Source organism: Pantoea allii, from assembly GCF_002307475.1.
Taxonomy (GTDB): Bacteria; Pseudomonadota; Gammaproteobacteria; order Enterobacterales; family Enterobacteriaceae; genus Pantoea; species Pantoea allii.
This window is the reverse complement of the sequence record NZ_NTMH01000030.1, coordinates 100,266-127,042: the sequence shown is the minus strand read 5'-3', so window position 1 is coordinate 127,042 and position 26,777 is coordinate 100,266. Positions and strand designations below refer to the sequence as shown.

General features: G+C 50.9%; 26 protein-coding genes, 1 tRNA gene and 1 pseudogene. 14 read left to right on the top strand and 14 right to left on the bottom strand.

Translation table 11 applies throughout. The features are described 5' to 3' along the window. Positions 1–117: 117 nt before the first annotated feature. Positions 118–1,245: a cell division protein ZapE gene (gene zapE, locus CMR03_RS10110; RefSeq protein WP_063878123.1), complete on the bottom strand. Its 1,128-nt coding sequence runs from the start codon at positions 1,243–1,245 to the stop codon at positions 118–120. A 177-nt stretch (positions 1,246–1,422) separates the two neighbouring features. Between zapE and zapG the strand changes: the two genes are divergently transcribed. The 3 genes from zapG (at position 1,423) to degS (ending at position 4,467) form a co-directional block, all read left to right on the top strand. Continuing rightward, on the top strand, positions 1,423–1,824 hold the full coding sequence (gene zapG / locus CMR03_RS10105) for a Z-ring associated protein ZapG (protein ID WP_063878122.1): 402 nt from the start codon (positions 1,423–1,425) through the stop codon (positions 1,822–1,824). Positions 1,825–1,933: 109 nt separating this feature from the next. Further along, positions 1,934–3,316, top strand: coding sequence for a serine endoprotease DegQ (gene degQ, locus CMR03_RS10100; RefSeq protein ID WP_096011457.1), 1,383 nt, complete (start codon positions 1,934–1,936; stop codon positions 3,314–3,316). 89 nt (positions 3,317–3,405) lie between these two features. Beyond that, the gene (gene degS, locus CMR03_RS10095; RefSeq protein WP_096011456.1) at positions 3,406–4,467 is read left to right on the top strand and encodes an outer membrane-stress sensor serine endopeptidase DegS; all 1,062 of its coding nucleotides are present in this window, start codon (positions 3,406–3,408) and stop codon (positions 4,465–4,467) included. Positions 4,468–4,585: 118 nt separating this feature from the next. On the opposite strand, the gene epmA is transcribed toward degS, so the two are convergent. Continuing rightward, complete coding sequence (gene epmA, locus CMR03_RS10090) at positions 4,586–5,563, bottom strand: elongation factor P--(R)-beta-lysine ligase (protein WP_096011455.1); 978 nt, start codon at positions 5,561–5,563, stop codon at positions 4,586–4,588. A 134-nt stretch (positions 5,564–5,697) separates the two neighbouring features. On the opposite strand from epmA, the gene CMR03_RS10085 reads away from it, so the two are divergent. Next, a complete protein-coding gene (locus CMR03_RS10085; protein ID WP_096011454.1) occupies positions 5,698–6,222 on the top strand; it encodes a lipocalin family protein in 525 nt (174 codons plus the stop codon). A 40-nt stretch (positions 6,223–6,262) separates the two neighbouring features. Here CMR03_RS10085 and CMR03_RS10080 read toward each other — a convergent pair whose 3' ends face one another. The 3 genes from CMR03_RS10080 to efp all read right to left on the bottom strand — a co-directional run bounded on the left by CMR03_RS10080 (position 6,263) and on the right by efp (position 7,248). After that, positions 6,263–6,397, bottom strand: coding sequence for an entericidin A/B family lipoprotein (locus CMR03_RS10080; protein WP_014606758.1), 135 nt, complete (start codon positions 6,395–6,397; stop codon positions 6,263–6,265). Positions 6,398–6,499: 102 nt separating this feature from the next. After that, positions 6,500–6,631, bottom strand: coding sequence for an entericidin A/B family lipoprotein (locus tag CMR03_RS10075; protein WP_074180990.1), 132 nt, complete (start codon positions 6,629–6,631; stop codon positions 6,500–6,502). Positions 6,632–6,681: 50 nt separating this feature from the next. Beyond that, positions 6,682–7,248 carry an elongation factor P gene (gene efp, locus CMR03_RS10070; protein WP_013024304.1) on the bottom strand — a complete coding sequence of 189 codons (567 nt, stop codon included), beginning with the start codon at positions 7,246–7,248 and terminating at the stop codon, positions 6,682–6,684. Positions 7,249–7,288: 40 nt separating this feature from the next. On the opposite strand from efp, the gene epmB reads away from it, so the two are divergent. After that, positions 7,289–8,317 carry an EF-P beta-lysylation protein EpmB gene (epmB, locus tag CMR03_RS10065; protein ID WP_063878117.1) on the top strand — a complete coding sequence of 343 codons (1,029 nt, stop codon included), beginning with the start codon at positions 7,289–7,291 and terminating at the stop codon, positions 8,315–8,317. 176 nt (positions 8,318–8,493) lie between these two features. On the opposite strand, the gene CMR03_RS10060 is transcribed toward epmB, so the two are convergent. From CMR03_RS10060 to CMR03_RS10045, 4 genes are all read right to left on the bottom strand, one after another. After that, on the bottom strand, positions 8,494–8,844 hold the full coding sequence (locus CMR03_RS10060) for a DUF4156 domain-containing protein (RefSeq protein WP_063878116.1): 351 nt from the start codon (positions 8,842–8,844) through the stop codon (positions 8,494–8,496). A 191-nt stretch (positions 8,845–9,035) separates the two neighbouring features. Then, a complete protein-coding gene (groL, locus tag CMR03_RS10055) occupies positions 9,036–10,685 on the bottom strand; it encodes a chaperonin GroEL (RefSeq protein ID WP_063878115.1) in 1,650 nt (549 codons plus the stop codon). 48 nt (positions 10,686–10,733) lie between these two features. Then, entirely contained in the window at positions 10,734–11,027 is a 294-nt protein-coding gene (locus tag CMR03_RS10050; RefSeq protein WP_014606761.1) for a co-chaperone GroES, read from the bottom strand. A gap of 233 nt (positions 11,028–11,260) precedes the next feature. Then, on the bottom strand, positions 11,261–11,722 hold the full coding sequence (locus CMR03_RS10045; RefSeq protein ID WP_096011453.1) for an FxsA family protein: 462 nt from the start codon (positions 11,720–11,722) through the stop codon (positions 11,261–11,263). A 322-nt stretch (positions 11,723–12,044) separates the two neighbouring features. On the opposite strand from CMR03_RS10045, the gene aspA reads away from it, so the two are divergent. From aspA to CMR03_RS10000, 9 genes are all read left to right on the top strand, one after another. Continuing rightward, positions 12,045–13,481 (top strand): aspartate ammonia-lyase, encoded by a 1,437-nt coding sequence (aspA, locus tag CMR03_RS10040; protein WP_063881083.1) that lies wholly within the window; start codon positions 12,045–12,047, stop codon positions 13,479–13,481. 114 nt (positions 13,482–13,595) lie between these two features. Continuing rightward, positions 13,596–14,897 carry an anaerobic C4-dicarboxylate transporter gene (locus CMR03_RS10035; protein ID WP_063878113.1) on the top strand — a complete coding sequence of 434 codons (1,302 nt, stop codon included), beginning with the start codon at positions 13,596–13,598 and terminating at the stop codon, positions 14,895–14,897. A 57-nt stretch (positions 14,898–14,954) separates the two neighbouring features. After that, positions 14,955–15,269 (top strand): divalent cation tolerance protein CutA, encoded by a 315-nt coding sequence (gene cutA, locus CMR03_RS10030; RefSeq protein WP_063881082.1) that lies wholly within the window; start codon positions 14,955–14,957, stop codon positions 15,267–15,269. Then, on the top strand, positions 15,245–16,942 hold the full coding sequence (locus CMR03_RS10025) for a protein-disulfide reductase DsbD (RefSeq protein ID WP_096011452.1): 1,698 nt from the start codon (positions 15,245–15,247) through the stop codon (positions 16,940–16,942). The genes cutA and CMR03_RS10025 overlap by 25 nt, the downstream gene beginning before the upstream one ends. 64 nt (positions 16,943–17,006) lie before the next feature. Further along, the gene (dicD, locus tag CMR03_RS10020; RefSeq protein ID WP_063878111.1) at positions 17,007–17,585 is read left to right on the top strand and encodes a division control transcriptional repressor DicD; all 579 of its coding nucleotides are present in this window, start codon (positions 17,007–17,009) and stop codon (positions 17,583–17,585) included. 106 nt (positions 17,586–17,691) lie between these two features. Then, positions 17,692–17,767: transfer RNA gene (locus CMR03_RS10015), tRNA-Phe, on the top strand. A gap of 510 nt (positions 17,768–18,277) precedes the next feature. Continuing rightward, complete coding sequence (locus CMR03_RS10010) at positions 18,278–18,721, top strand: STM2901 family protein (RefSeq protein WP_096011451.1); 444 nt, start codon at positions 18,278–18,280, stop codon at positions 18,719–18,721. 4 nt (positions 18,722–18,725) lie between these two features. Then, positions 18,726–19,040: a DUF1493 family protein gene (locus CMR03_RS10005; RefSeq protein ID WP_063878109.1), complete on the top strand. Its 315-nt coding sequence runs from the start codon at positions 18,726–18,728 to the stop codon at positions 19,038–19,040. Positions 19,041–19,305: 265 nt separating this feature from the next. After that, positions 19,306–20,028: a hypothetical protein gene (locus CMR03_RS10000; protein WP_096011450.1), complete on the top strand. Its 723-nt coding sequence runs from the start codon at positions 19,306–19,308 to the stop codon at positions 20,026–20,028. On the opposite strand, the pseudogene CMR03_RS09995 reads toward CMR03_RS10000, so the two are convergent. From CMR03_RS09995 to CMR03_RS09975, 5 genes and pseudogenes are all read right to left on the bottom strand, one after another. Continuing rightward, positions 20,020–20,593 (bottom strand): annotated as a pseudogene (locus CMR03_RS09995) (TIGR03747 family integrating conjugative element membrane protein); the annotation flags it as partial. The gene CMR03_RS10000 and the pseudogene CMR03_RS09995 sit on opposite strands and share 9 nt — an antisense overlap. 274 nt (positions 20,594–20,867) lie before the next feature. Next, entirely contained in the window at positions 20,868–21,287 is a 420-nt protein-coding gene (locus tag CMR03_RS09990) for a hypothetical protein (protein WP_096011449.1), read from the bottom strand. Positions 21,288–22,262: 975 nt separating this feature from the next. Beyond that, complete coding sequence (locus CMR03_RS09985; RefSeq protein WP_096011448.1) at positions 22,263–23,258, bottom strand: glycosyltransferase; 996 nt, start codon at positions 23,256–23,258, stop codon at positions 22,263–22,265. Between the two features lie 403 nt (positions 23,259–23,661). Further along, positions 23,662–24,966 (bottom strand): oligosaccharide flippase family protein, encoded by a 1,305-nt coding sequence (locus tag CMR03_RS09980; protein ID WP_063878100.1) that lies wholly within the window; start codon positions 24,964–24,966, stop codon positions 23,662–23,664. Then, complete coding sequence (locus CMR03_RS09975; protein ID WP_096011447.1) at positions 24,963–25,961, bottom strand: glycosyltransferase family 2 protein; 999 nt, start codon at positions 25,959–25,961, stop codon at positions 24,963–24,965. Before CMR03_RS09975 ends, CMR03_RS09980 begins: the two co-directional genes overlap by 4 nt. Between the last annotated feature and the right edge of the window lie 816 nt (positions 25,962–26,777).

Sequence of the window (26,777 nt, the reverse complement as noted above, 5' to 3'; positions counted from 1 at the left end):
CGTTACCGGAACGCAGAGGATTTGGGAAAAAAATCCTGTGCTGTAACGTGGGGTCGCAAGATTATAGAGAAGTCGATTACAAAAATCGAACCCTATTTTCATTTATTACGCGTAATCTCAGGGTAAATGCGCCAGCCGCAGGTACTCCTCGCTCTGCATTTCCTGCAGACGCGACAAACAGCGCTGATATTCAAATTTCAGGCGCGAGCCCTGATAAATTTCAAACAGCGAGGTTTCTGCCGCCACGACCAGTTTGACATGGCGCTCATAAAACTCGTCGACCAGCGCCAGAAAACGTCGCGCCTGATCTTCCGTTTTGTAGATCATCACCGGCACATCAAACAGCAGGACGCTGTGAAAGCGGCGCGACAGCTCAATGTAATCATGCTGGCTGCGCCCTTCTCCGCACAGCGTTTTGAAATCAATGGCAATCACCCCTTCCGCTACGCCCATCGTTGCCATTTTACGATGGTTGATTTCCAGCACCGGCGCTTCACCGCGTTTTTCGCCTGACAGCGCCTGAAACAGGCGATCCATCTCAGCGTACGTGTCAGGTGCCAGAGGGAACTTCCATAAATGTGCTGACGTCAGGGTACGCAGACGGTAATCAATGCCCGCATCGACGTTCATCACCTCACAGTGTTGCTTAATCTGCTCAATGGCAGGCAGGAAGCGCGCGCGCTGTAAACCGTTTTTATACAGGTTATCAGGCGGGATATTCGAGGTTGCGACCAGACTGATGCCGCGCGCAAACAGCGCTTCCATCAGCGTACCCAGCAGCATGGCGTCAGTGATGTCAGAAACAAAAAACTCGTCAAAACAGAGAATATCGGTTTCAGCCTTGAAGCGGTCGGCGATGATGAGTAGCGGATCGCTGTGCCCCTGCAGTTCTGTTAGTTCTTCATGCACACGCAGCATAAAGCGGTGGAAGTGCAAACGCAGTTTGCGGTCGCCAGGAATAGACTGAAAAAACAGATCCATTACCCAGGTTTTCCCGCGGCCAACGCCGCCCCACATATACAAGCCACGAACGGGCGCTTTGGCGTGTGACGTCTCTTTTCGTACCAGCTTCGACAGACGACCTAACAACCCTGATGAGGCGGGTTCGGTGTTATGCTGACGTGCGATCAGCCCTTGCTGGATAGCATCTAAGCGGGTAATCGCTTCACGTTGTACATCGTCGGGCTTGAAATCGCCCTGTGATAGCGCCTGCTCGTAGCGGGCAAGCGGAGATGAGGTTTGCATGGTTCTCTCAGTGTCCCTGAATTTTGTCTTATTCAAACGTCGTTTGTCGAAAAAAAGGCCGCTCTACACTAAGGCATGGCGCTCCAGAGTTCCACATCCATAAGATTAACGGGTATAGTGATTAATATTAAGTGGTGCAACGCCCTACGGAACAACGGAAATAACACGGGAGTCATTATGACCTGGGAATACGGGCTAATTGGTTTAGTGGTAGGTATTATTGTCGGCGCAGTGGCAATGCGTTTTGGCAACCGGAAGCTGCGTGAGCAGCGCAGCATGCAGTATGAACTGGATAAGACCAAGGCCGAGCTGGCAGATTATCGCCAGGAGCTGACCAATCACTTTGCGCAAAGCGCAGAGCTGCTGGATAACATGGCGCGCGATTATCGTCAGCTCTATCAGCATATGGCGAAAGGTTCCAACGATCTGCTGCCCAATATGCCTGGGGATAAAAATCCCTTTGCATGGCAACTGACCGAAGCAGAAGCCGATAACGATCAGGCACCGGTGCAGATGCCGCGTGATTATTCTGAAGGCGCCTCCGGTTTACTGCGTGGTGAACGCGCCGTCCGCGACTAAGCTTATCGGGCACAGCCACGCTGTGCCCGCTGTTTTTGCGAACCCCGGCCACAAACGGCTGTCTCATTGATTTATTCCCCCCACTTTTTGCAGCGAGAGCGTTGTAGCAATGAAAAAACAAGCACGACTGTTAAGCGCATTAGCCTTGAGTATTGGAATGAGTCTTGCCGCTGCGCCCGGCGCGATGGCGACGCTGCCCGCACAGATTCAGAGCCAGCCCCTGCCGAGCCTGGCCCCAATGCTGGAAAAAGTGTTACCTGCGGTGGTCAGTGTGCATGTTGAAGGCACGCAGTCTGATTCCCAGGCCCAGGCTCAGGATATCCCCGAGCCGCTGAAACGCTTCTTCGGCCAGTTGCCTGGCGGCGGACCAGGCCAGCCTCAACCCTTTGAGGGACTGGGTTCCGGTGTCATCATCGATGCCGCCAAGGGCTACGTTCTGACCAACAATCACGTGGTCAATGGTGCTGACAAAATCAACGTTCAGCTCGGCGACGGCAGTGAATATGATGCCAAACTCATTGGTCACGATGAGCAGACCGATATTGCCCTGATTCAGATTCAGGGCGCGAAAAACCTGACACAGATAAAAGTGGCCGATTCTGATCAACTCAAAGTCGGCGACTTTGCCGTTGCCATTGGTAATCCCTTTGGCCTGGGTCAGACGGCAACCTCAGGGATTATCTCAGCGCTGGGCCGCAGTGGCCTGAATCTCGAAGGGCTGGAAAACTTTATTCAGACCGACGCCGCCATCAACCGGGGTAACTCGGGTGGCGCACTGGTTAACCTGAACGGCGAGCTGATCGGCATTAATACCGCCATTCTGGCCTCCAGCGGCGGCAATATCGGCATTGGCTTTGCTATTCCCAGCGATATGGCAATGAACCTGGCACAGCAGCTGATTAAGTACGGCGAAGTGAAACGGGGTCAGTTGGGGATTAAAGGCACTGAGATGACCGCAGATATCGCCAAGGCGTTTAACGTGGACGCTCAGCGTGGCGCATTCGTCTCTGAAGTGCTGCCGCAGTCTGCCGCCCAAAAAGCCGGTATCAAGTCAGGCGATATCATCGTTTCGGTCAACGACAAACCGATCACCAGCTTCGCAGAACTACGGGTGAAAATCGGCACAACGGCACCGGGCGAGAAAGTTAAGCTTGGCCTGTTGCGTGAAGGGAAACCGGTGAGCGTCGATGTCACCCTTGAGCAAAGTGCCCAGACGACAGCCAGCGCACAGCTGCTTTCTCCGGCACTGCAAGGCGCAACGCTGAGCGACGGTCAGACCAAGACCGGCGATAAAGGCGTGAAAATTGATGCCATCGAAAAAGGGACGCCTGCCGAGCAGGTTGGTCTGCAAAAAGATGACGTTATCATTGGTGTCAACCGCACGCGGGTTCAGAACATTGCCGAAATGCGCAAGGTGCTGGAAGCCAAACCACCGGTGATGGCACTGAATGTGGTACGCGGTGAAGAAAGTATCTATCTGTTATTGAGATAAACCACGCATTACGGCGGACACAAGCGCGTGTGTGTCCGCCGCTCTCATGTTATTCTCCCCAGCGTTCTCCCCTGACGTGATTTAACACCATGTTTCTTAAACTCTTGCGTTCAGTGGTGTTGGGACTGATTGTTGCGGGCATCTTGCTCGTGGCGCTGCCCGCACTGCGTTTGGGCAGTGCTGCCCTGTATAGTCAAAATGACAGTAACGACGAAACGCCCTTTGGCTTCAATCAAGGGGTGAGGCGTGCCGTGCCTGCCGTTGTGAACGTTTACAACCGCAGCGCACATGGGAACAACAACCGCGGTATCACCACGCTGGGTTCGGGCGTGATTATGAATACCAAGGGCTACATCCTGACCAACAAGCACGTCATCAACAATGCCGATCAGATAATCGTCGCCCTGCAGGATGGCCGCTTTTTTGAAGCCACTCTGGTCGGTTCAGATGCCATGACCGATTTGGCCGTGTTGAAAATTACCGCCTCTAATCTGCCGGTTATCCCCATTAATCCCAAACGCGTCGCGCATATTGGCGATGTGGTGATGGCTATCGGCAACCCCTACAACCTGGGACAAACGGTTACCCAAGGCATTATCAGTGCGACAGGCCGTGTTGGGCTTAGCTCTTCAGGCCGCCAGAACTTCCTGCAAACCGATGCCTCCATCAATCAGGGGAATTCAGGCGGTGCGCTGATCAACTCCCTGGGCGAACTTATGGGCATTAACACCCTGACGTTCGATAAAAGCAGCGATGGCGAAACGCCAGAGGGGATCGGTTTTGCTATTCCCACGCCGCTGGCGTCCAAAATCATGGATAAGCTGATCCGTGATGGTCGGGTGATACGCGGCTATATCGGGATCACCGCCCGAGAGGTGCCGCCGTTACACGGTCAGGGCAACAGTCTTGATCGGGTTCAGGGCATTATCGTCAGCGTGGTTACCCCCGGCGGGCCTGCTGAGAAAGCCGGTATTCAGGCAAACGATGTGCTGCTGAGCGTAGACGGTAAACCGGCTATATCGGCACAGGAAACCATGGACCAGGTTGCTGAAATTCGCCCCGGATCGGTAGTTGATGTCCAGGTGCTGCGCAATGACAAGAAGCTGACGCTACCGGTAACGATTCTGGAGTTTCCCGATAACAGTCAGTAGGTCAGGTAAGCCGGTGCCCGGCGCAATACGGTGAAGGGCAATCCAGGCCCTCCTGGTGTTCTGCCTGCGCGGCGCGGCTTTTCAGCTGCGCCGGTTTTCAGGGCTGGAGCGGTAAGACTTAGCAGCGGTCCACCGGAAACGCGATCACCTCAGACAGCGATTCTGCGTTCAGTGCCAGCATGATCAAACGATCCACACCCAGAGCGACGCCAGAACTGGCCGGCATACCGTGTTCCAGCGCGGCCAGCAGGTAGGTATCAATGGGATGTTGCGGCAGACCGCGCGCCGCGCGCCGACGGTTATCCTGTTCAAAGCGCTGACGCTGTTCACGGCTGTCGGTGAGTTCACGGAAACCATTCGCCAGCTCAATACCTTTGTAGTAAACCTCAAAGCGTTCAGCCACCCGATGATCTTCGGTGCTGATCTCCGCTAATGCCGCCTGGCTGGCCGGAAAGTGATAGATAAAGCACGGCTTGTCCTGGCCAATTTTGGGCTCCACGCCCAGCATAAACAGCAGCATCAGCAAGGTATCGCGATCGTCTTCCCGGCTTGCCAGCTCGCCCTCACCCAGTTTTTCCGCCGCGTCGCGCAGCTGCGCTTTGTCAGCGGAAAGCGGGTCCAGCTCAAGGTGGCGAATAAAGGCCTGCTGATAAGAGAGCGACTCTGCGCTGTCACACTCCAGCACCTGCTGCAGCAGATCATCAACTTCATTCATCAACCGGTACATATCATAGTGGGGGCGATACCACTCCAGCATGGTGAACTCAGGGTTGTGATACCGGCCGGCCTCTTCATTGCGGAAACTGCGGCCCATTTGATAGATGGGGCCACTTCCGGCAGCCAGCAGGCGTTTCATGTGGTATTCCGGGCTGGTCATCAGCCAGAGGTCGCGGCCTTCGGACATGCCAGGCCCGACAAAGCGCGTCTGAAAGGGCACCAGATGGATGTCAGTGATTGTGGCCTGACTCATCGCTGGCGTGTCGACTTCCAGTACGCCACGATCGGCGAAGAAACGACGTACTTCAGCAATGATGGCTGCGCGTTTAATTAAATTGGCAATGGAAGCGCCAGGTTGCCAGCTTGCCGTTTCACTCATGGTGATGACTCCAGATACAAATAAGGGAGGGAAGTCTACTCGCAATGTGGGTGGCAAACAATCGTGGCGCAAACCTGTCCAGGAAACGGCAGGGGTTCTATAATTAACAGGCTAAATCACAAAGGAATCTTTTTATGTCTCCATGGAAAACATTGGTCGCCAGCGTAAGTGCATTTCTGTCTGTTGCCTGCTCAACTACCCCGCCGAAAAACGTTACCGTCATTGAAAACTTCGACAGCCAGCGTTACCTCGGTCAGTGGTACGAGATCGCCCGGCTGGATCATGGCTTTGAACGCGGCCTGGAACAGGTCACAGCAAATTACAGCCCGCGTGAGGATGGCGGTCTGAAAGTTGTTAATCGCGGCTATAACGTCAAAAAACAGCGTTGGCAGGAAAGCGTAGGCAAAGCTTACTTTACTGGCGACAAGCAGCGTGCGGCGCTGAAGGTCTCGTTCTTTGGTCCATTTTACGGTGGCTACAACGTGATAGCGCTGGATTCCGACTACCGATATGCGCTGGTATGCGGCCCTAACCGCCACTATCTGTGGATTCTGTCACGGACGCCGCAGTTGGATGACGGCGTGAAACAAAAGCTGGTGCAGCAGGCACGCCAGGCCGGTTTCCCGGTTGATGAGCTGATTTGGGTTAAGCAGGGATAAAAGAAAGCCGGTACGAAAAGGTTCGTACCGGTTTTTTCATTTACTGCGCACTGCGCTGAATCGCGTGGCCGCCCGCTTCAACGTCTTCGCCAACGCCGCGCGTGGTGTTGCAGCCAGAAAGCAGTGCAGAGAACATCATCACAGAGAAAATCGCAACAATACTTTTCTTTAACATATCCATATCCTTTTTGATTGCATTATAAGTACAGCTTTTAAAGCATAGACTGATTACGCAACGCCGCGAGCCTGAGCTGCGGAAAAAGGAAACGTGGATAAGTTATTTAGCCGCGCGAGAGATAGCGCCGCCCAAGTGAGAAACATCTTCGCCAAAACCGTGGAAGGTGTTACAGGCGCTTAGTCCAGAAGTGACAAGCAACGCCAACGCGATAAGTTTTGCCCGTTTTTTCATGGTGAACTCACTCAAGAAAAAGGCGCATCAGAGAAATGCGCCTTTCATGTTTATTTTACGCGTGACACGTATTCGCCAGAGCGGGTGTCAACTTTCACCACCTCACCAATCTGCACGAACAATGGCACTTTAATGACCGCACCCGTTGACAGTGTCGCTGGCTTGCCGCCTGTACCTGCGGTATCACCTTTCAGGCCTGGGTCGGTTTCAATGACTTCTGCCTCAACAAAGTTTGGTGGCTGAACCGCAATCGGTTTATCGTTCCATAAGGTTACGATACACTCCGCGTTGTCCTGCAACCACTTCTGTACTTCGTCCAGCACTTTTGCTTCAACCTGATACTGCTCAAAGCTTTCAGGGTGCATGAAGTAGTAGAAATCACCGTCGTTGTAAGAATACTGCAGCGTCATATCCTTCACGTCTGCGCCTTCGGCAGAATCCGTTGATTTGAAGGTTTTTTCAACGCGTGAACCGGTCAGCAGACGACGCATTTTTACACGTGCAAACGCCTGACCTTTACCCGGCTTAACGAACTCGCTTGATTCGATGGCATAAGGTTCGCCTTCGAACATGATTTTAAGACCGGGACGGAAATCGTTGCTAAGATAAGTCGCCATAAAGGCCCTCTGTAGATATTAACTGGTAATAGCCAAAAAAATGGCACACATTGTAACCCTAAATTCCCCTTCCAGAGAAGATTGGTTGCAGCAACTTGCTGATGTTGTCACTGATCCTCATGAATTACTGCAACTTTTAGCGCTCGACCATCATCCGGATCTGGCTGCTGGCAGTGACGCACGCCGACTTTTTGCGCTGCGCGTGCCGCGCGCCTTTATCCAACGGATGAAAAAAGGCGATGCACGGGACCCGCTCCTGCTACAGGTACTGACCAGCCGTCAGGAGTTTATCGACGCGCCAGGTTATAGCACCGATCCACTCGATGAACAAAATAGCGTGGTGCCGGGATTACTGCACAAATATAACAATCGTGCCTTGCTGTTGGTCAAAGGCGGCTGCGCCGTGAACTGCCGTTACTGCTTTCGCCGTCATTTTCCTTACCAGGATAATCAGGGCAACAAGCGTAACTGGCAGGCCGCGCTGGATTATATTGCCGCTCATCCGGAACTGGATGAGATTATCTTTTCCGGCGGCGATCCCTTAATGGCAAAAGATCATGAGCTGGCCTGGCTCATTGACGCGCTGGCCGCTATCCCGCATCTGAAACGGCTACGTATTCACAGCCGACTGCCGGTGGTGATTCCGGATCGCATCACGGCAACGCTGTGTCAGATGCTGGCTGAGACGCGGCTTCAGGTATTGATGGTAACCCATATCAACCACGCCCGTGAGATTGATGAGGCACTCTGCGATGCCATGCTGCGCCTGAAACGTGCTGGCGTTACGCTGCTTAATCAGAGCGTGCTGCTGCGCGGCGTGAATGATGAGGCGCAAACCCTGGCGGCGCTGAGCAATGCGCTGTTCAATGCCGGCATTCTGCCCTACTACCTGCATGTGCTGGACAAGGTGCAGGGCGCGGCGCATTTCTATGTTTCCGATGAGGAAGCCCGCGCGCTGATGCGCGGCCTGTTGCCCTTAGTCTCCGGTTATCTGGTGCCTAAGCTGGCACGAGAAATCGGCGGCGAGCCGAGCAAAACGCCGCTGGATTTACAGCTTCGTCAGGAATAAAAACGCAGTCGCCTGGGCGGTCAATCATGCATGCTCATGGCCGCCCGGACAGACCACGCGTCCGGCATCCGCTGGCACATCACAGGTCGTGAATACGGCGACCACACATCAGCCATAAAAAAACGACCGGCTCGCAGGCCGGTCGTCTCAAAAAACTCTGCTTATTCAGCGGACAATCAGTTAGGGCACTTATAAACCTGGCCAGTCATTTTGCTGTCGAGTGGTGCAAAGGCTGACAGCAGATTTTGTGTCGGGCTGGTCGCACCATAAATGACATTGCCGCCCATCTCTGCTGCACGGTTACGCAGGTCGTTAGCTGCACCACGCAGTGCGCTGGTTTCACCACCGGCTCCGCTTAACCAGTTACTTTGCGAGCCGGTCAGGCTACCCAGAAGCTGACATTGTTTGCCAGGTTGCTGGTCGGTAAAGGTGACGCGCTGACCAGCAGAAGTCAGGTCGGTAGAGCTGCTGCAGCCTGTAAGCAATAACGCACCAGCCGTAAGACCGAGCAAGAGGTTAATACGCATTATAATCCCCATTTATTATCATCAGTGTCGGATGGCAGCGTAGCAGAAAAACACGCATTTTTTCTGAACATTCATTGCCCTAATCCGTGCCAACGTCACCGTTGCGCCACTACTTATACCTTTTCCTCAGCAAAAGAAAAACCCCCGACCGTTTCCGATCGGGGGTTCTTATGACGCAAGCGTCAGGGCAATTACATCATGCCGCCCATACCGCCCATGCCACCCATACCGCCAGCGCCTGCACCTAAGTCTGGTGCATCGCCTTTCGGCAGGTCAGTGACCATACATTCGGTGGTGATCATCAGGCCAGCAACCGACGCCGCGTACTGCAGAGCAGAGCGAGTCACTTTGGTTGGGTCCAGAATACCGAAGTCGATCATGTTGCCGTATTCTTCAGTCTGCGCGTTATAACCGTAGTTACCGTCGCCTGCTTTCACGTTGTTTGCTACAACAGAAGGCTCTTCGCCGGCGTTAGATACGATTTGACGCAGTGGTGACTCCATTGCGCGCAGCGCAACTTTGATACCCACGTTCTGGTCTTCGTTCTGACCACGCAGCTCGGTCAGCAGTGCTGCAACGCGAACCAGCGCCACGCCACCACCCGCAACCACGCCTTCTTCTACCGCAGCACGGGTTGCGTGCAGGGCATCTTCAACGCGGGCTTTTTTCTCTTTCATTTCAACTTCAGTTGCTGCGCCCACTTTCAGTACGGCAACACCGCCTGCCAGTTTCGCGACGCGCTCCTGCAGTTTTTCTTTGTCGTAGTCAGACGTGGCTTCTTCGATCTGCTGACGAATCTGGGTTACGCGGCCCTGAATAGTAGCCTCTTCACCTACGCCATCAATGATGGTGGTGGTGTCTTTGTTGATCACCACACGCTTCGCCTGACCCAGATCTTCCAGGGCTGCTTTCTCCAGTTCCATACCGATCTCTTCAGAGATAACGGTACCACCGGTCAGGATAGCGATATCCTGCAGCATGGCTTTACGACGGTCGCCGAAGCCAGGCGCTTTAACCGCAGCCACTTTCACGATACCGCGCATGGTGTTAACCACCAGGGTCGCCAGCGCTTCGCCTTCGACGTCTTCCGCGATGATCAGCAGAGGTTTGCCGGCTTTCGCAACGGCTTCCAGCACTGGCAGCATTTCACGGATGTTAGAAATTTTCTTGTCAGCCAGCAGGATGAACGGTGATTCCAGCTCAATTGCGCCCGTCTCTGGCTTGTTGATGAAGTAAGGAGACAGGTAGCCGCGATCGAACTGCATACCTTCAACCACGTCCAGCTCGTCCTGCAGACCGGTGCCTTCTTCAACGGTGATAACGCCTTCTTTGCCCACTTTTTCCATTGCCTGAGCAATCAGTGTACCCACGGTTTCATCGGAGTTCGCAGAGATGGTACCAACCTGAGCAATGGCTTTAGAGTCTGAGCAAGGCACAGACAGTTTTTTCAGTTCTTCAACCGCAGCGATAACCGCCTGGTCGATACCGCGCTTCAGATCCATCGGGTTCATGCCCGCCGCAACGGCTTTCAGGCCTTCGGTGATGATGGACTGCGCCAGAACGGTTGCAGTGGTGGTACCGTCGCCCGCAGCGTCGTTCGCTTTAGAGGCCACTTCTTTCACCATCTGTGCGCCCATGTTTTCGAACTTGTCTTCCAGCTCGATTTCACGCGCAACAGAGACACCATCTTTAGTGATGGTCGGTGCACCAAAAGATTTATCCAGAACCACGTTACGGCCTTTCGGGCCCAGGGTAACTTTTACTGCATCTGCCAGTACGTTCACGCCACGCAACATTTTTACGCGTGCGTCATTACCGAATTTTACGTCTTTAGCTGCCATTTCAAATTTCCCTTAAATTCGTTTCGTTCAGTGAATTACGCGTAAAACTTACGCTTCAACAATCGCCAGAATGTCGCTTTCAGAGATGATCAGGACTTCTTCGTTGTCGATTTTTTCAGTTTTGGCACCGTAGCCTTCGCTGAAGATCACTACGTCACCAACTTGTACGTCCAGCGGCTTCACTTCGCCACTTTCAAGGATACGGCCTTTGCCCACAGCCAGAACTTCACCACGAGTGGATTTGCCTGCTGCAGAACCGGTCAGCACAATGCCACCCGCTGACTTAGCTTCAACTTCTTTACGCTTCACGATGACACGATCGTGTAATGGACGAATTTTCATTTGATAGCTCTCCTTTGAGAAGTCCAATCATTCATTTTTGGGTTGAATACCGGGCTGTGTGGCTTCCGGCCTCGTGACCAGAGAGATAGGGCCGCGACCTGACACTTTCAAGGGGGCAACCCACAAATTTTTTTAGTCTGATGGCACAACTGGCGACTTTTTAGACAAACCAGGCGAACTGGCTAAAAGACAAACAAAAAGCGCGACCTGAGGTCGCGCCTGAGAGGCAGAGATTAACGATCTTTAGGATCGTCATGATGTTCAAGACGATCGCTGTCTTTGCGTTCGAACTCGCCGTCCATCGTGTAACCACTGTCAGGGCCTGCACCGGGTCCACGCCAGACGCGCAGATGCGGCATCAATTTTAACGTCAGGTGTTTCTGCACCGGCGGCAGTAACAGCAGCAAGCCCAGCAGGTCGGTAAAGAAACCTGGCAGCAGCAGCAGGAAACCGGCAATGATCAGCGAAACGCTTTTCACCATTTCCTGCGCCGGGCTTTCGTTACGCGCCAGCTTCTCCTGCATCAGCATAAAGTTTTTCATGCCCTGGTTTTTAACCAAAGACACGCCAATGCATGAGGTGAAAACCACCAGCAGCATAGTGAGCAGCACGCCGAGGACGTGTGCAACCTGAATGAAAAGCGAGATCTCAATCCAGGCCAGTACGAAAAAGATCACTAACGGTAACCAGCGCACCGGATTCTCCTGTGAGTCAGGCTGCCCGGTTGATCGCCCGGCAGCGTGTAAATTCATGATGACAAGATACAGAGATGGTCATTAAGGCCGCCCATTTCAACCACATCAGGCAAATTTTTGCTTCAGGGTTAAATTTGTGAGCGATTTCACATATTGTTAACGTAACGATGCCAGTAAGGTGATCTCTGTTCGCGCTTTTGGGCTGGGTCAGAATAGGATCGTGCTCACCCGCCTGAATACGGATAAAATAGCGGTTCTGGCGCTTCCCCACAAAACAAACACATCATCTGCGATGGTTAGCAGTGACAACAAGAAGGTTATCATGGCGAACAACATTCGTATCGAAGAAGACCTGTTAGGCATGCGCGAAGTTCCGGCGGATGCTTATTATGGCGTTCATACTTTGCGTGCGATTGAGAACTTTTACATCAGCAACAGCAAAATCAGCGATATTCCTGAGTTTGTTCGCGGCATGGTGATGGTGAAAAAAGCAGCGGCAATGGCTAACAAAGAGCTACAAACCCTGCCGCGGGATATCGCCAACATCATTATTCAGGCCTGCGATGAAGTGCTGGACAAAGGTCGCTGCATGGACCAGTTTCCGGTCGATGTGTATCAGGGCGGTGCGGGCACCTCGGTGAATATGAATACCAATGAGGTGCTGGCGAATATTGGCCTGGAGCTGATGGGGCATCAGAAAGGCGAATACCAGTACCTGAATCCAAACGATCACGTTAATAAATGTCAGTCTACCAATGATGCTTACCCGACCGGCTTTCGCATCGCGGTTTACAGCTCCCTGTTGAAACTGCTCGACGGCATCAGTCAGTTAGCCGAGGGCTTCCAGCGTAAAGCTGACGAATTCCAGACCATCTTAAAAATGGGCCGAACGCAGTTACAGGATGCCGTTCCTATGACGCTCGGCCAGGAATTCCACGCATTTAGCGTGCTGCTCAATGAAGAGACCAAGAGCATTTTGCGTACCGGCGAACTGCTTCTGGAGGTTAACCTGGGGGCGACCGCCATCGGTACACGCCTGAATACGCCGGATGGCTACCAACAGTTAGCCGTGCAGAAACTGGCCGAGGTCAGTAACCTGGCGGTGGTGCCAGCGGAAGATCTGATAGAGGCCACCTCCGACTGCGGTGCCTACGTTATGGTGCACTCGTCCCTGAAGCGCCTGGCGGTAAAACTCTCTAAAATCTGTAATGACCTGCGCCTGCTCTCTTCTGGCCCGCGCGCCGGACTCAATGAAATCAACCTCCCGGAGCTGCAGGCCGGTTCCTCTATCATGCCTGCCAAAGTGAATCCGGTCGTGCCTGAGGTGGTGAACCAGGTGTGCTTTAAAGTGATCGGCAACGATACCACGGTCACGATGGCCTCCGAAGCCGGCCAGCTGCAGCTTAACGTGATGGAGCCGGTGATTGGCCAGGCGCTGTTTGAATCGGTCAGCATCCTGACCAACGCCTGTTACAACCTGCTGGAAAAATGCATCAACGGCATCACGGCCAACAAAGCGGTCTGTGAAGCTTACGTGTTTAACTCCATTGGTATTGTCACCTACCTGAACCCGTACATTGGTCACCATAATGGCGACATCGTCGGCAAAATTTGCGCCGAAACCGGTAAAAGCGTGCGCGAGGTGGTTCTGGAGCGCGGCTTGCTTACCGAAAGCGAGCTGGACGATATTTTCTCCGTGCAGAACCTGATGTATCCGGTTTACAAAGCCAAACGTTATACCGATGAAAACGAACAATAAGGCTTAATTGCACTTACTGATGTAAAAGGCACATCGTAATCAAAACGATGTGCCTTTTTGTTTGTTAAAAGGATGAGTTTGCTCGTCGACTCATCACAATTTCGGGAGTGGCACATGTTCTTGGTTGAGCTGTTTATCGTCTTGCTGGCGATTTGGCTGGGCGCGCGCCTTGGCGGTATCGGCATTGGGTTTGCCGGCGGCATGGGCGTGCTGATCCTGACGCTGGGTTTTGGTATGAAGCCGGGGGTTATCCCCTTTGATGTAATCGAAATTATCATGGCCGTCATCGCCGCGATTGCAGCCATGCAGGTGGCGGGCGGGATGGATTATCTGGTCAGCCTTGCCGAGCGGTTACTGCGCCGTCATCCCCGTTATGTCACTTTTCTTGCGCCACTGGTGACCTATATGATGACGCTGCTGGCTGGCACCGGTCACACTGCATTCTCCACCTTACCCGTCATTGCCGAAGTGGCGAAGGAACAAGGCGTCCGCCCTTCCCGGCCTTTATCAATTGCGGTTGTCGCCTCTCAGGTCGCGATTACCGCCTCCCCCATTTCCGCTGCAGTGGTGTTCTTTGCCACGCTGCTGGAACCGCGTGGGGTGAGCTATATCATGCTGCTGGCGATTGCCATTCCGGCCACCATGGTTGGGCTGTTTCTTGCCGCCCTGGTGACCAACTTCCTGGGTAAAGAGCTGAAAGATGATGAGGTCTATCAGGCGCGACTGGCTAAAGGCGAAGTGACGCTGCGCGGTGCCACGGTTTACCAGGCGAAGCCCGGGGCCAAAAAATCGGTCCTGCTCTTTCTGGTCGGTATTGCCGCCGTGGTGATTTACGCCACCGTCACCAGCGAAAGCGTCCACCTGATCGCTAACCCGCCGCTGCCGCGCAATGAGGCGATCGTCGTGTTTATGCTCACCATTGCTACGCTGATCAGTCTGACCTGCAAAATTGATACCGGTGCTATCCTCAGCGCCAGCACCTTCAAGTCCGGCATGAGTGCCTGTATCTGTGTGATGGGCGTAGCCTGGCTTGGCGATACCTTTGTGAAAGCCCATCTGACAGATATTCAAATGCTGGCGGGCGACACGCTAAAAACCTACCCATGGATGCTGGCGCTGGTGCTGTTCTTCTCTTCCATGCTGCTCTATTCGCAGGCGGCCACCGCAAAAGCCCTGCTGCCCGCCGCGTTAGCGCTTGGCGTGACACCGCTGACGGCTATCGCCTCTTTTGCCGCCGTTTCTGCGCTGTTTGTCTTACCCACCTATCCCACGCTGTTAGCCGCTGTCGAGATGGATGATACCGGTTCGACCCGAATCGGTAAGTTTGTGTTCAATCATGCCTTTATTATTCCGGGCGTGCTGGCTATCACTTTGTCCGTCATGTGTGGCTTTATCTTTGGTGGGCTATTGCTGTAATCACAGCGGCGCGGTGAACGTGCTACTATCGGCGTTATTTCCAGGAGATTCCTCATGATGAACGCCGTAGTCATCCTCTGTACTGCCCCGGATCAGGCCTGTGCGCAACAGTTGGCAACCCTGGCGCTTCAGGCCAGGTTAGCCGCCTGTGTCACCCTCTTACCCGGAGCGACCTCCTGTTACATCTGGCAGGGCCAACTGGAGCAGACCAGCGAAGTTCAGATGTTACTCAAATGCGACACTGCGCATCAGCAGGCCCTGATCGACCTGCTTAAGCACGCGCATCCTTACGATGTACCAGAGCTGCTGGTACTGCCGGTTCAACATGGAGACAGTGAATACTTGTCATGGCTGCACGCATCTCTCGCTTAATCACCCTGGTCCTGGCGCTGTTTATCTGCCTGCAGGCGCAGGCTGACCTGTTTGCCCCAAAAACCACCAGCCGCTTTCTGCCCGTTGATCAGGCTTTTGCCTTTGATTTCGATCAGCACGACTCGCAGCTTAATCTGCACTGGAAAGTCAAAGAGGGCTATTACCTTTATCGCCAGCAAATCAAGGTCGTCCCCCATGATGCCCGCATTGCGCCCTTAGCCCTGCCCGCGGGCCAGCCGCATGAAGACGAATTTTTTGGCAAAAGCGAGATTTATCCCCAGGATCTGAGCGTGCCCGTCATGCTGCAGCAGGCGGCGCAAGGGGCGACCCTCAGCGTGACTTATCAAGGCTGTGCCGCCGCAGGCTTCTGTTATCCACCCGAAACCCGCAGCATTCCCCTTTCGCCCGTAGCTGCCACCGCCAGTGCGCCAGCCGTTAAGTCTGTAAGCGCCAGTAGTCCTTTGCCCTTTTCACCCCTGTGGGCGCTGCTGATTGGTATCGGCGTTGCCTTTACGCCGTGCGTATTGCCGATGTATCCACTGATCTCTGGCATCATCCTTGGCGGTAAGCGTCACTATTCGCTGGGCAGGCTGTTTGCACTGGCCATGGTCTATGTGCAGGGGATGGCGCTCACTTATACCGTGCTGGGTGTGATCGTGGCGGCGGCTGGCCTGCGTTTTCAGGCGGCCTTACAGCATCCTTATGTGCTTATCAGCTTATCGGTGCTGTTTATTCTGTTAGCCCTGTCGATGTTTGGCCTTTTCTCGCTTCAGCTCCCCGCCAGCGTACAAACCCGACTGACACTGTGGAGCAACCGTCAGCAGGGCGGCTCACTGCCGGGCGTTTTCCTGATGGGCGCGCTGGCAGGCTTAATCTGTTCGCCCTGCACCACCGCGCCACTCAGCGCCATTCTGCTGTATATCGCCCAGAGCGGTAATCTACTGGCCGGTGCTGGCACCCTGTGGCTGTATGCTGTCGGTATGGGATTACCGCTGATCGCCGTGACGCTGTTTGGTAATCGCTTCCTCCCCAAAAGCGGCCCATGGATGCAGACCATCAAAGAAGGGTTTGGCTTTGTCATTCTCGCGCTGCCGATCTTCCTGCTGGAGCGGATACTCGGCGATCTGTGGGGCGTGCGTTTGTGGAGCCTGCTGGGCGTGGCGTTCTTTGCGTGGGCATTCAGTGCCAGCTTACGCGCCAGCGGCGGTAAATGGCGCGTGGTACAAATTATTATGTTGGCCGCCGCGCTGATCAGCGCCCGCCCGTTGCAGGACTGGGCTTTCGGCAGCGGCGCGCCGCAGCAAAACATCGCACACCTTCCCTTTCAGTCTGTTCAAACCGTTGAACAGGTAGGCCAGGCCCTGCAGCAAGCCCAGGGGCGCATCACCATGGTGGATCTCTATGCGGACTGGTGCGTGGCCTGTAAAGAGTTTGAGAAATACACCTTTAGCGACAGCGCGGTTCGTGACAGTCTGAACAATGTGCAACTGTTGCAGGCTAACGTCACGGCGAACACAACCACCGATAATGCGCTGTTGCAGCACCTGAACGTGCTAGGGTTACCCACGATTCTGTTCTTTGATGCGCAAGGAAAAGAGATCCCGGGATCGCGTATCACCGGCTTCCTGAAGGCAGATGATTTTCGTGCGCATTTGCAGAAATTGCGTGAGTAAACAAAACTGGAACCAGGACCCAGTCTGTTGATCAAAACAGGCCTGAATACCAGAGGAAAACGATTTGCAACGTGAACAGATACTCGACCATGCATTAAACGTACTTGAGCAAAATGGTCTGGCGGCCACGTCATCGCTGAAAATCCTGGCCGATGATATGCAGCTCAGCCTGACGCAGCTTGAGCAATTCTGGCCCGATCGTGACGCGCTGCTCTACGATGCATTGCAGTTTCACGCCCAGCAGATTGCACAGTGGCGTCATGACATTTTGCAGAATGACGCCCTGCGCCCGGACCAGAAGCTGATGGCACGCTATGAAGGATTAAACGAGCAGGTCAGCAAGGGCCGCTTTCCAGGCTGCCTGTTTATCGCCGCCTGCAGTTTTTATCCTCAGCCCGACCAGCCCATCCATCAACTGGCAGAAAAGCAGAAGCGCGCCTCATGGCAATTTACGCATAGCATCTTGACCTCGCTTGGCCTGGATAACCCCAGTATGGTTGCCGATCAGATGGAGCTGATCCTCGAAGGCTGCCTGAGCAAACTGCTGGTTAAACGTAACGTGCAGGACGTTGACGTGGCTAAACGCCTGGCGGAAGACGTATTGAGCATCGCTCTCTGCCGCAAAAACGGCGCGCTGGCCTGAGTTTTTGCGTCTTTGACTGAAATTCAGGCAATCAGTCACGTTTTACGTGGTTTTTTTATCAAAGCCGTTGACGGCCTGCGGCCTTTACGGTTTAATGCGCCCCGTTGCCCGAATAGCTCAGTCGGTAGAGCAGGGGATTGAAAATCCCCGTGTCCCTGGTTCGATTCCGGGTTCGGGCACCACAAATTTGAAACCCTCGCTTCGGCGGGGGTTTTTGCGTTTTGGGGCTTTTAAAGCTGCGCCTCAGTGGGTGAGTAAACTCGATTTAGGTGATGGTAAGGTTTTTGATTTCCAGGTTTGGGGTGATTGTCGAGATTTCTACGAAAGGATGCACGGAGCAGACGGGCGGTGATAGCACTGATGAGCAATGCCCCGATCGCCAGGAACAACAAGCAGGTTCGGGGTAGGTAAATTCGTACTAAATTCCAGAAATGCATTAATGGGGATCGCTGTAAGAGATAACGACATAATGAGACGTGCATTGTTTGGCATCGTAATGAAAGGAGGTCAACGGCACATGTACGGCTCTCACAGGTAACAGATCAGGGTGAGAGTGACGCAACCGCGCACGCCTGGCAGCAGTAAAATCTTTATGGATTTCTGAAAATAAAAGCAGATTGTTTCTGGCGAAAAGCGCGTCGGCTGGGCGATGATTAACTACACAATGCACTTACAGGTGGAGCTGATGTCGCATGGACACGACCGAACAGCTGGGCGGGAAGTATTACTTTGATGGTATGAGTGTGGATAAAGAAGAGTTGCTGATGTGGCTTATTCTTGACGAGTTCACTAAAACCTTCAGCAACATCACGGATCTTCTCGCCGTGGCCTCAATGCTTGCCAGCCTGCCATTTATTCCTGTCTCAGGAAAACTGGATGCGAAGACGTCCACGACTGGCACCAGCCCTCTCTCAATATCAATGCGCAAACTAATCAGAAAACGATTTGCGAAAAAGCGCAGGACGCTGACTATCGGTAGCATGATACGGGGGAGATGGGCCTACACGACGAGCGTTGGCGCTTACGTTGGTCGCTGGGTACCTTGGGTAGGTGCCGTTATTACTGCCCGTGACATCTACATCATTACGAATAACGTCATACATCGCTACCGACTGATAACGGGTGAAAAGGATTAAGCTCATGGAAACTTCAGTTCAGGTCAGAAACCTGCTTAAAAAATACTTCTGGGAAATGGCAGATGATGTCTCACTGAGTACAGGGAATCAGATGGTGCTGCCTGAAGAGGCCGCTGATTTTATTGAAGAGTACGCAGAGAAGTTTGGCGTCGACATGACCCATTTTGAGTTCAGGAAATACTTTCCTAACGAGGGCATACGCTTCCTGCCTAATGCCATACTGCCTAAATTCATGCGTACCGACCATCATGAACCTGCCGCTCTTACCGTCAGAATGCTGATTGAGTCGGCTGAAGCCGGACGCTGGCTTTTCCCCTAAACGATACGATGACCTATAAAGTTAAGTCTGGGATAAATGAATGACATTAATACTGCGAGAAGCAAGACATTCTGATGCTTCGCTCCTGAACGAGCTGGGTGTCAGAACATATACCCAACATTTTGAGCAGTACTGGAACCGTGTTAAGGATCTGTTGCCTTGGCGAGTGAGTTTAAATTCTTGATAATCTTGTAATATGTACATGCAATAATTAACTTTAGCTCCATCTAATCGCTAATGGACAGAAAATGAGGTCGTCAGTTAAATGCTGATCACACGGGATTTTTTCAAAATTCAGCTTGAATTTGCTGCTTATGTAACTTCTGTCACAGACGTGTCGCTGGGTGCTGCAATCATGGATTATACAAATATTTATATCCGGCTGGGATTTGGACGGGATTTCGATACCAATAACCCGGAGTGGTTAGAATACGTTGGTGGCCTAAAAAGCACCCCAGTCAGTAATGCGATATATACCTATGAAGTCTGGAAGTCGAGAGCCGAAGTGCAGCCACCAGATGTAATAGCTATTTCGGGTTGTTTTTCATGCGGATATGAGTCCGGAAACACTGCAAGGATGCATTTCGAAAATCGAGAAGGTGAAAAAGAGTCACCATTGAGCTATAGCCAGCGGGAAATGAGATATACAGAATTGCGGGAACTGTTTCGGTTTGTACTGACATCCCATCCTGAAATTGAAAATGTTTGCGGGCTTTCATGGTTATACAATATAAGTGCATACCAGAGACTTTTTCCTCCGCAATATATAGCTTCTTCGAAGCCTGTTACCGGTAAGTACCGGAACATGCCCCTTTGGGGACAGTTTTTGCGTAGAAATGGGGAGATAAGAACTGACAAGGCTGATTTATTTTATGAAAAACTTAGTCGAAAACCTTCATTAAGTGAGATCTCAACGTGTTTTCCACTGCAGCCTCTGGTAGTCAAATCTCCTGTTAAGGTGTTTCAACATTATTTCGCTTTATACTAGTTCTCTTGTCTCGTGTTTAAAACCCGGATTCTGTAAACACGGTTTGCATATTACGCTTACAAATCCCCTTTTGAGCCATAAAAAAAAAGCCTGCAGCAGCGCAGAGAGCAGCAAAAACAGATTTGACCAGACTGCTGTTAGCCAGGCCTGATACAGCATGCAGGGTCCGTACTGCGCCGGTTTGATAAAGCGTTTGGCGTGGTGACAGACAAAACTCGATTCGTAACCCGCCCCGTAGCGACGCAGATCGCGCCTGACCAGCCCCTCAACCATGCCGGTGATAATCACCAGGCCGAATAGCGGCATACTGAGAAACAGGATCATCACGCGGATAAAGAAAATCAGCGTTACCTGCAGATACTCTCCCAAAGGTTAATAGGTTTGCGCCAAAACCGTTTACAGCAGGAATGAGGCCGCTTCCTTTTCGACTCGTTTCCCTGAAAGAGGCCAGCCAGTGACTGAATCCGCTGTCTACAAACAGCCAGTGCCACGCGACCTGTACCCAGCGGGTGAGGGTTTCCACCGGCGTGGCCATCAGCAGGCTTCGTGTATGTCCCGATGCAAGGACATCTCAAGACCGGAGACGACAAACATGAAAAATCACAGGAATATAACGGGAAATAGCCATCTGAACATCACGTAGACAGGGGAGATAAAACAACCATATAGATTTAAAAAACTATCTGTCGCCAAACAGGATTGAATATCACTCTTCTTTCATATCGTTGAAAACAATAACCACCACAGAATTAATATTTACGAAGTCACCATGATGTATTGATTATGCAAATAAAAAGCATCAGGTGGTGCAAATATATATGCACCACCTCATTTAAAAATTACAAATACCAGGATGTTACTACTTTGTTTTTATTAAAGTTAATCTCAAGATTCGAACCATGATGGCTGGTATCGCCAGTCATTTTGCCGGATGCTCTTGTCATCGTATCGGAGGCGTTACTGGCAGAGGTGGCCATTCCAAGTGCGCCTGAAATCGCACTTGCGCCTGGAACATATCCCATGACACTGGATGCCGTACTCAGATTACCACCTTTATTGAAGCTCCAACTATAACCGCCACTCGATGAAGAAAATTGATTATCTGGCGTTCCATACAGAGCCTGCACCTCAGCCTCAGTAGTTTTATTAGGAATGATATGTGAGCTTACATAACTTCGGCTAAATTTATCTTCGCCCCCCATAGAACTACATCCTGCAAGCAACAACATCATTGTTACAGCAACTAAAATAGCTTTCATTCTGCTTCTCCATGAAGTTTATCCAAACTCGACTCTATTTATTAACATGGAGTTAAAAATATGTAAACAACATTTATTTACATAAAACTGACATAAACTTATCATCTTAGAAATTAATTTTAAGCATTGAAATAAATAAAACACATCGCAGTAAAGCCAGACAATCTCCATTTCTTGGTTTTTTATTTCTGAACTCATCGCAAAATCGATATTTAATTTCATTTAAATATCAGGCACTGTCGGCCGTCTTTTATTCTGTGATGACCACACGAACAGGCATGGCTACAGCGTTAGCTACGGGTATTTGCGCCCTGTAAACTGTGACTACGAATTCAGAAGTCCCGCGCTTTTACTATGTAGAAGCTTTGTGTCGATAACAAAAGAGCGGTACGGTAATTAACGTGCGGCGATACAATGCAATTTACTATCATAAAATACAAATAGTTAAGATCATCAAAATGATATCGACTTCTGTTCTTTCCCTACAGATCACCTTTACGTTTGAGCCTAAATGGATGGCAACTAAGATGTCGCGGTTCTAAAATTTTCCACAATTTCGAAAAAGCGTCGGTAAGCAGGGAATTACGAGCAGGACTCAGCAGGTCACCCTTTATATACCGGGTATGGAATATTTGACGTTTAACCCGCTAAAAAGGGGCCCGGCTGGTGAGTTATGGTTACTCTGACATGAAGAACGCTTTGTGTAACGAGCATAATTAGCACGGGCTAACCGTAAGAGTGAAGCGCCCCTGTTTGGCGCAATGCGGGCCGCGACGTGGGGCGTGACTTTCAGGCATACCGGCATAACAACGACTGAAACTGCAGCGGGCAGCACGGGGACATAACGTGTTCGGGATTAAGGCTGCGGGGTTAAACGACATCAGGTATCCCTGCCCTCATCAGATACCTGTGGTTCCCGTCAAAACGTTAAGCGGAAATGTGAGTCAACGCTGCCAGGCTCAGTCTGTGAAAACCTCAGAAGAAGCGCAATCTGAAAAGCATATACAGCACCAGATAGGCCGCCTTCGCATTCACGTTCATCACATGATATTTCACTTTCTCGCTCCTGTTTAACAGCCCCAGGACATTCTCAGGATAACGCTTCTCTTTGATACGCTTGATGCTATTACGAACCTCATTAATATTCAGCGTGGTGTAGTACATTGCGGTTACGATTTGCATATCCAGCGTCAGCTTGCGTTTGGTTATTCCTGTAGAAAAACGGGTCATATCGCCGTTTTTATACTTCACCAGCAGCCTTTCATAGAGGTCGGTAAGGTAGCGTTTACGATCCAGCAGCTCTTCATAAAGTACGCGTTTCTTTGAAAGCGAATTCTCTACATCATCATAGTGATAGGAGGCACTGTCAAAAACAAACAGGTTATCGATATAGTAGAAATAGTTAAGATTAAACAAGAGATCTTCACTCATCGAAATGCCTTTCGTGAAGCGAATACCACAGTCATCGATAATTTTTCTTCTGTAACACTTGTTATGAAGATAACCAATATTATCACTCAACTCGATTTCACCCAGAACGTCGGGAATACCCTGCTGATCAAAATAGCCGTAGGTCGACAGATCGCCCACGCGATCGCACTTGAGGTTCCCTACCATCAAATCAAGAGGTTGTGGAATGCCGGAGGAAAGATGCTGATGAAATATGGCAAGAAAATCATCGTCAACCCAGTCATCGGCATCAATAAAAATGACATAGTCGCCCGATGCCGCTTCCAGTCCGCTATTACGCGCGACGCTGACGCCTGCATTACTCTGCGTGATTACTTTAAAATTATTGTACTGTCTGAACTCATCAAGGATCGCAGCGCAGTTATCTTTACTGCCATCATTAACTGCAATAATTTCATAATTTTTAAATGTCTGAAGGAAAAGGCTCTGCAGGGTACGCATAATCGTCTTCTCGGCATTATAAACCGGTATTATTATACTGAATAAATATTTATCATTCATTTCAAAACCTCGTAACCAGCATACATCATGGCATTATCAGGCAGAGGAAAATCGGCGTTATAAAGTCGCCTTCATTCCTTTTCACCCCGGAGAAAATGAGCTTTTTAATTATTTATAAATCCACGATCACAGTATAAAAGCGATAAATTAAACTGACTGTAAACAGGTATAATTCCGGCAACGAAGATCAGTCATTATCCTTAATTAAATACTGTAGATAAAATAATGAATGAAATAATAAAGGCATACGTACGCCTCCCGCAGGTTTGCAGGATTATAAAAAATAATATTTATCTGAAGCCTACAGATAATCGACGGGGAAAGTAAATCTCAATGAATATATTTCAATATGATGAAAGGTATTATTTCTCAAAAATAATAATACCTTTCATAAAAACTTAACTTACCGGCCAGAAAACAGGGTGCGGTTAATCAGAAACCATAATTTCCCCGGCTGGATGAAAATTTTATGAATCTTCATCATTGGCTGACCGCGGAAAAAGTAATTAAGGACGGTAAAAGCCATAAACTCCGTGACCACCACGCTTATTGCCCCGCCAGTGATGCCGAACATGGGCACCAACGTCACCGTCGTCACCAGGCAAACCGCCAATACGCAGAACGTTTTTTTGATCAGATAACGGTAGCCGTTGTATTTGATGATAAAGCGATCCATCACGCTGCTTAACACACCAAACATGGCACCGATACTCAACAACACCATCGGGGCTATCGCTTCGGTGTAAGCGGCACCGTAGAAATGCTCAATAAACCAGGGCCCCACCAGTGCGATGCCAAGGATAACTCCTACGGATACGGCAATGACCAGTAACTGCAGTTTCTGGGCGCGTATCACAGCCACCTCAGGATCGCGCTCGGCAAACAGGGCCGGGTAGAAAGACGCCAACAGCGCATTGGGTAAAAATACCCAGGCAACCGACAGCGTCATCGCCACCGAAAAAATGCCCGCCTCTTTGAGGCCTAAAAACCATGACACGCTGAGCTGGTTGAGTCGGGTATAGATGGTAATCGCAATCACCGACAGCACCAGTGACCGTCCGGCCTGAAGAATATAGCGGCTGTAACGCCGGATATGGCTCAGCTTAGGAAGCGGCGGCCGCACCTGAGATCGTCGGTGATACCAGCCAAACACGCAGATCTTAATCAGGAAAGGAATAAAGGTGGCCAGCACAATGGGAATCGCCAGCAACTCTGGGGCTAGCTGGTAATAAGAAATCCCATAGCGAATGCCTAAACTGATGAGCAGCCCGGTCAGGTTAGCGATCACGTTCAGCTTCGCATTTAAAACCGCCTCGTTATAAATGTTAATCAGGTCGATAGCTGAAAACAGGCAGGCTAAGGCAGCAGCACAGATAAAGATAAAGGCCTGCGCATTCATCTCCTCGCGCATCACGATGATGCCTATCGCCGACAGCACACAGTAAATGGCAAAGACTAATATGACAGCGGGCACCATAAGCCGGATGCCCGAGCGGTGATTCTGGGCGATACGCTTCAGCAAAATCACATCGCAGCCCATCATGGCAACCGACTGGATAAACTGAAAGATCAGCATTGAAATCGCGATGACGCCAAAGGTGACAGGCCCCACGTATTTCGCCACGAAGGACGTGACGAACATCAGCCCAAAGACGGCAACCAGTTTCTCAATGATCATCCACAACGAGTTTTGCAGCTTCTGTTTCACGACCGGCCCCTCAACACATTCTGTGCGACGTGGCGCAACCCGGATACCAGCCGCGGCGACAGAAAGAAGAAGGTGAAATACAGGCTCCATGCATTTGGAATGATGCCGGCAGCGCAATAAGCACGATAGTTCTGACGATAGAGATCGATGTACTGTTTAACAAACGCAGCGCTGAACGCCTCACTGTGCAACGCCTTGTAGATATGCGAAGCGGTCACTTTGAGGAATAAAAAGTAGTAAAAGCGTTCCTGTGGGCGCAGCAGCAACATTTTTATCCCGGCAAAAGCACGTACATAGGTAAAGTGTTTTTCTTTAAGCTCGGAACGTGTGGCGGAATTTCTGGACTCGACATAGTGGTAAACCACACGGCGACTAAACACCACCTGCCCGGGGTTCGCGGCGGACAGATAGCCGATCACAAACAGCAGGTCTTCAAAGTTAAAGATATCTTCACGAAAGTGCAATTGCTGCTGTTGCACGATTTCCCGGCGGAAAAATTTGTCACAGATACCGTGCTTCGGCGTGTGATACAACAGTTCACTTATCGCCTTATCGGCAGACATACTGCGCTGAGAATCGGCTTCTGTTACCTCAGAAAGCGGCTTTCCGTCATGAGAAAAGGTACGTGATTCGCCTACGGCCAGAACCACATCATCCTTCATAAGCGTAAGCCAGGTATCAAGAACCGCAGGAGGCAGGAAGTCGTCAGCGTCAACGAAAGAAATGAATGTACCGCGTGCGGCGTCCAGTCCGCAGTTACGCGCCGAAGAAACACCGCCATTGGGCTTATTGATAATCAATACCCCAGGATAATTCTGGTATTTATTCATCAGCTCAAGTGAATTATCGCTGGACCCATCATTCACCAGAATCACCTGGCAGCGCTCAGCCTGAGGCTGCTTAAGAATACTCTCAACACAACGTTCAATAAATGCCGCACCGTTATAAACAGGCACAATAAATGACACTAAAGGGACTTGTTGATCGTTATTCATATAACCTCTGGTGTGACATATTTATTAAAGTGAAATACAAAAGAGAGTGCCAGTTAGTCCCAAACATTTTTATTTGTACAAATTTTTCGCTACTCTAAATCAGTCGTATGTATGCACATCGTCAATTTTTGTATCAAAATGTTTACCCTGTTTTATCGCGAGTAAAAATTAAATAAAAACAATAAATTAACCGATAAACTAAGAGTATTCTGTAATTTACATCGCCGCTAAAATTGCCTTTAAAAATAAACAGAAAACAGGGGAAATACTCTACTCAGATGCGGATCGCTTTCGCAATAAGCAGGCTCTGCAAACAGCGTTGAAACGCGAACGCCAGGCAGTATTTATCATCATCACAAGGCGGGAATGCCGCAGTGCAGGCCCATTAATAAGAATATCCTTATAATAAGGATTTCATGGCTGCAAAATACCTTTACCTAAAAACACGCAAAGTCTACTAAAAAGAAATATATAAACCAGAAGAAGCCATTGTGTTTAATTTACGTTTAAGTTTATTGCGTCGAAGTTTATGGATATCTTTCCGTGTTAACGATTCCTGATATTGATATAAGGAATACGCTTTTCTGCATAAGCCGCACAATGATGAAAGCATTTTTCTTGCCACGCGCATCTGGCTCAGTGCCCTGTGTGCCCAAAACCACGCCAGGGAACAATGCGGATTTTACCTCTGTGGTGAATACAGGCTGATTGCCGACACCACCTGGCTTTGCTGGCCGGTAAGCGCTCAGCGTGTTTTTAGTTCACAGCGATATTCGCCCGGCGTTTGCCCGCGCGCATCGCCTCGCGTCATCCTGT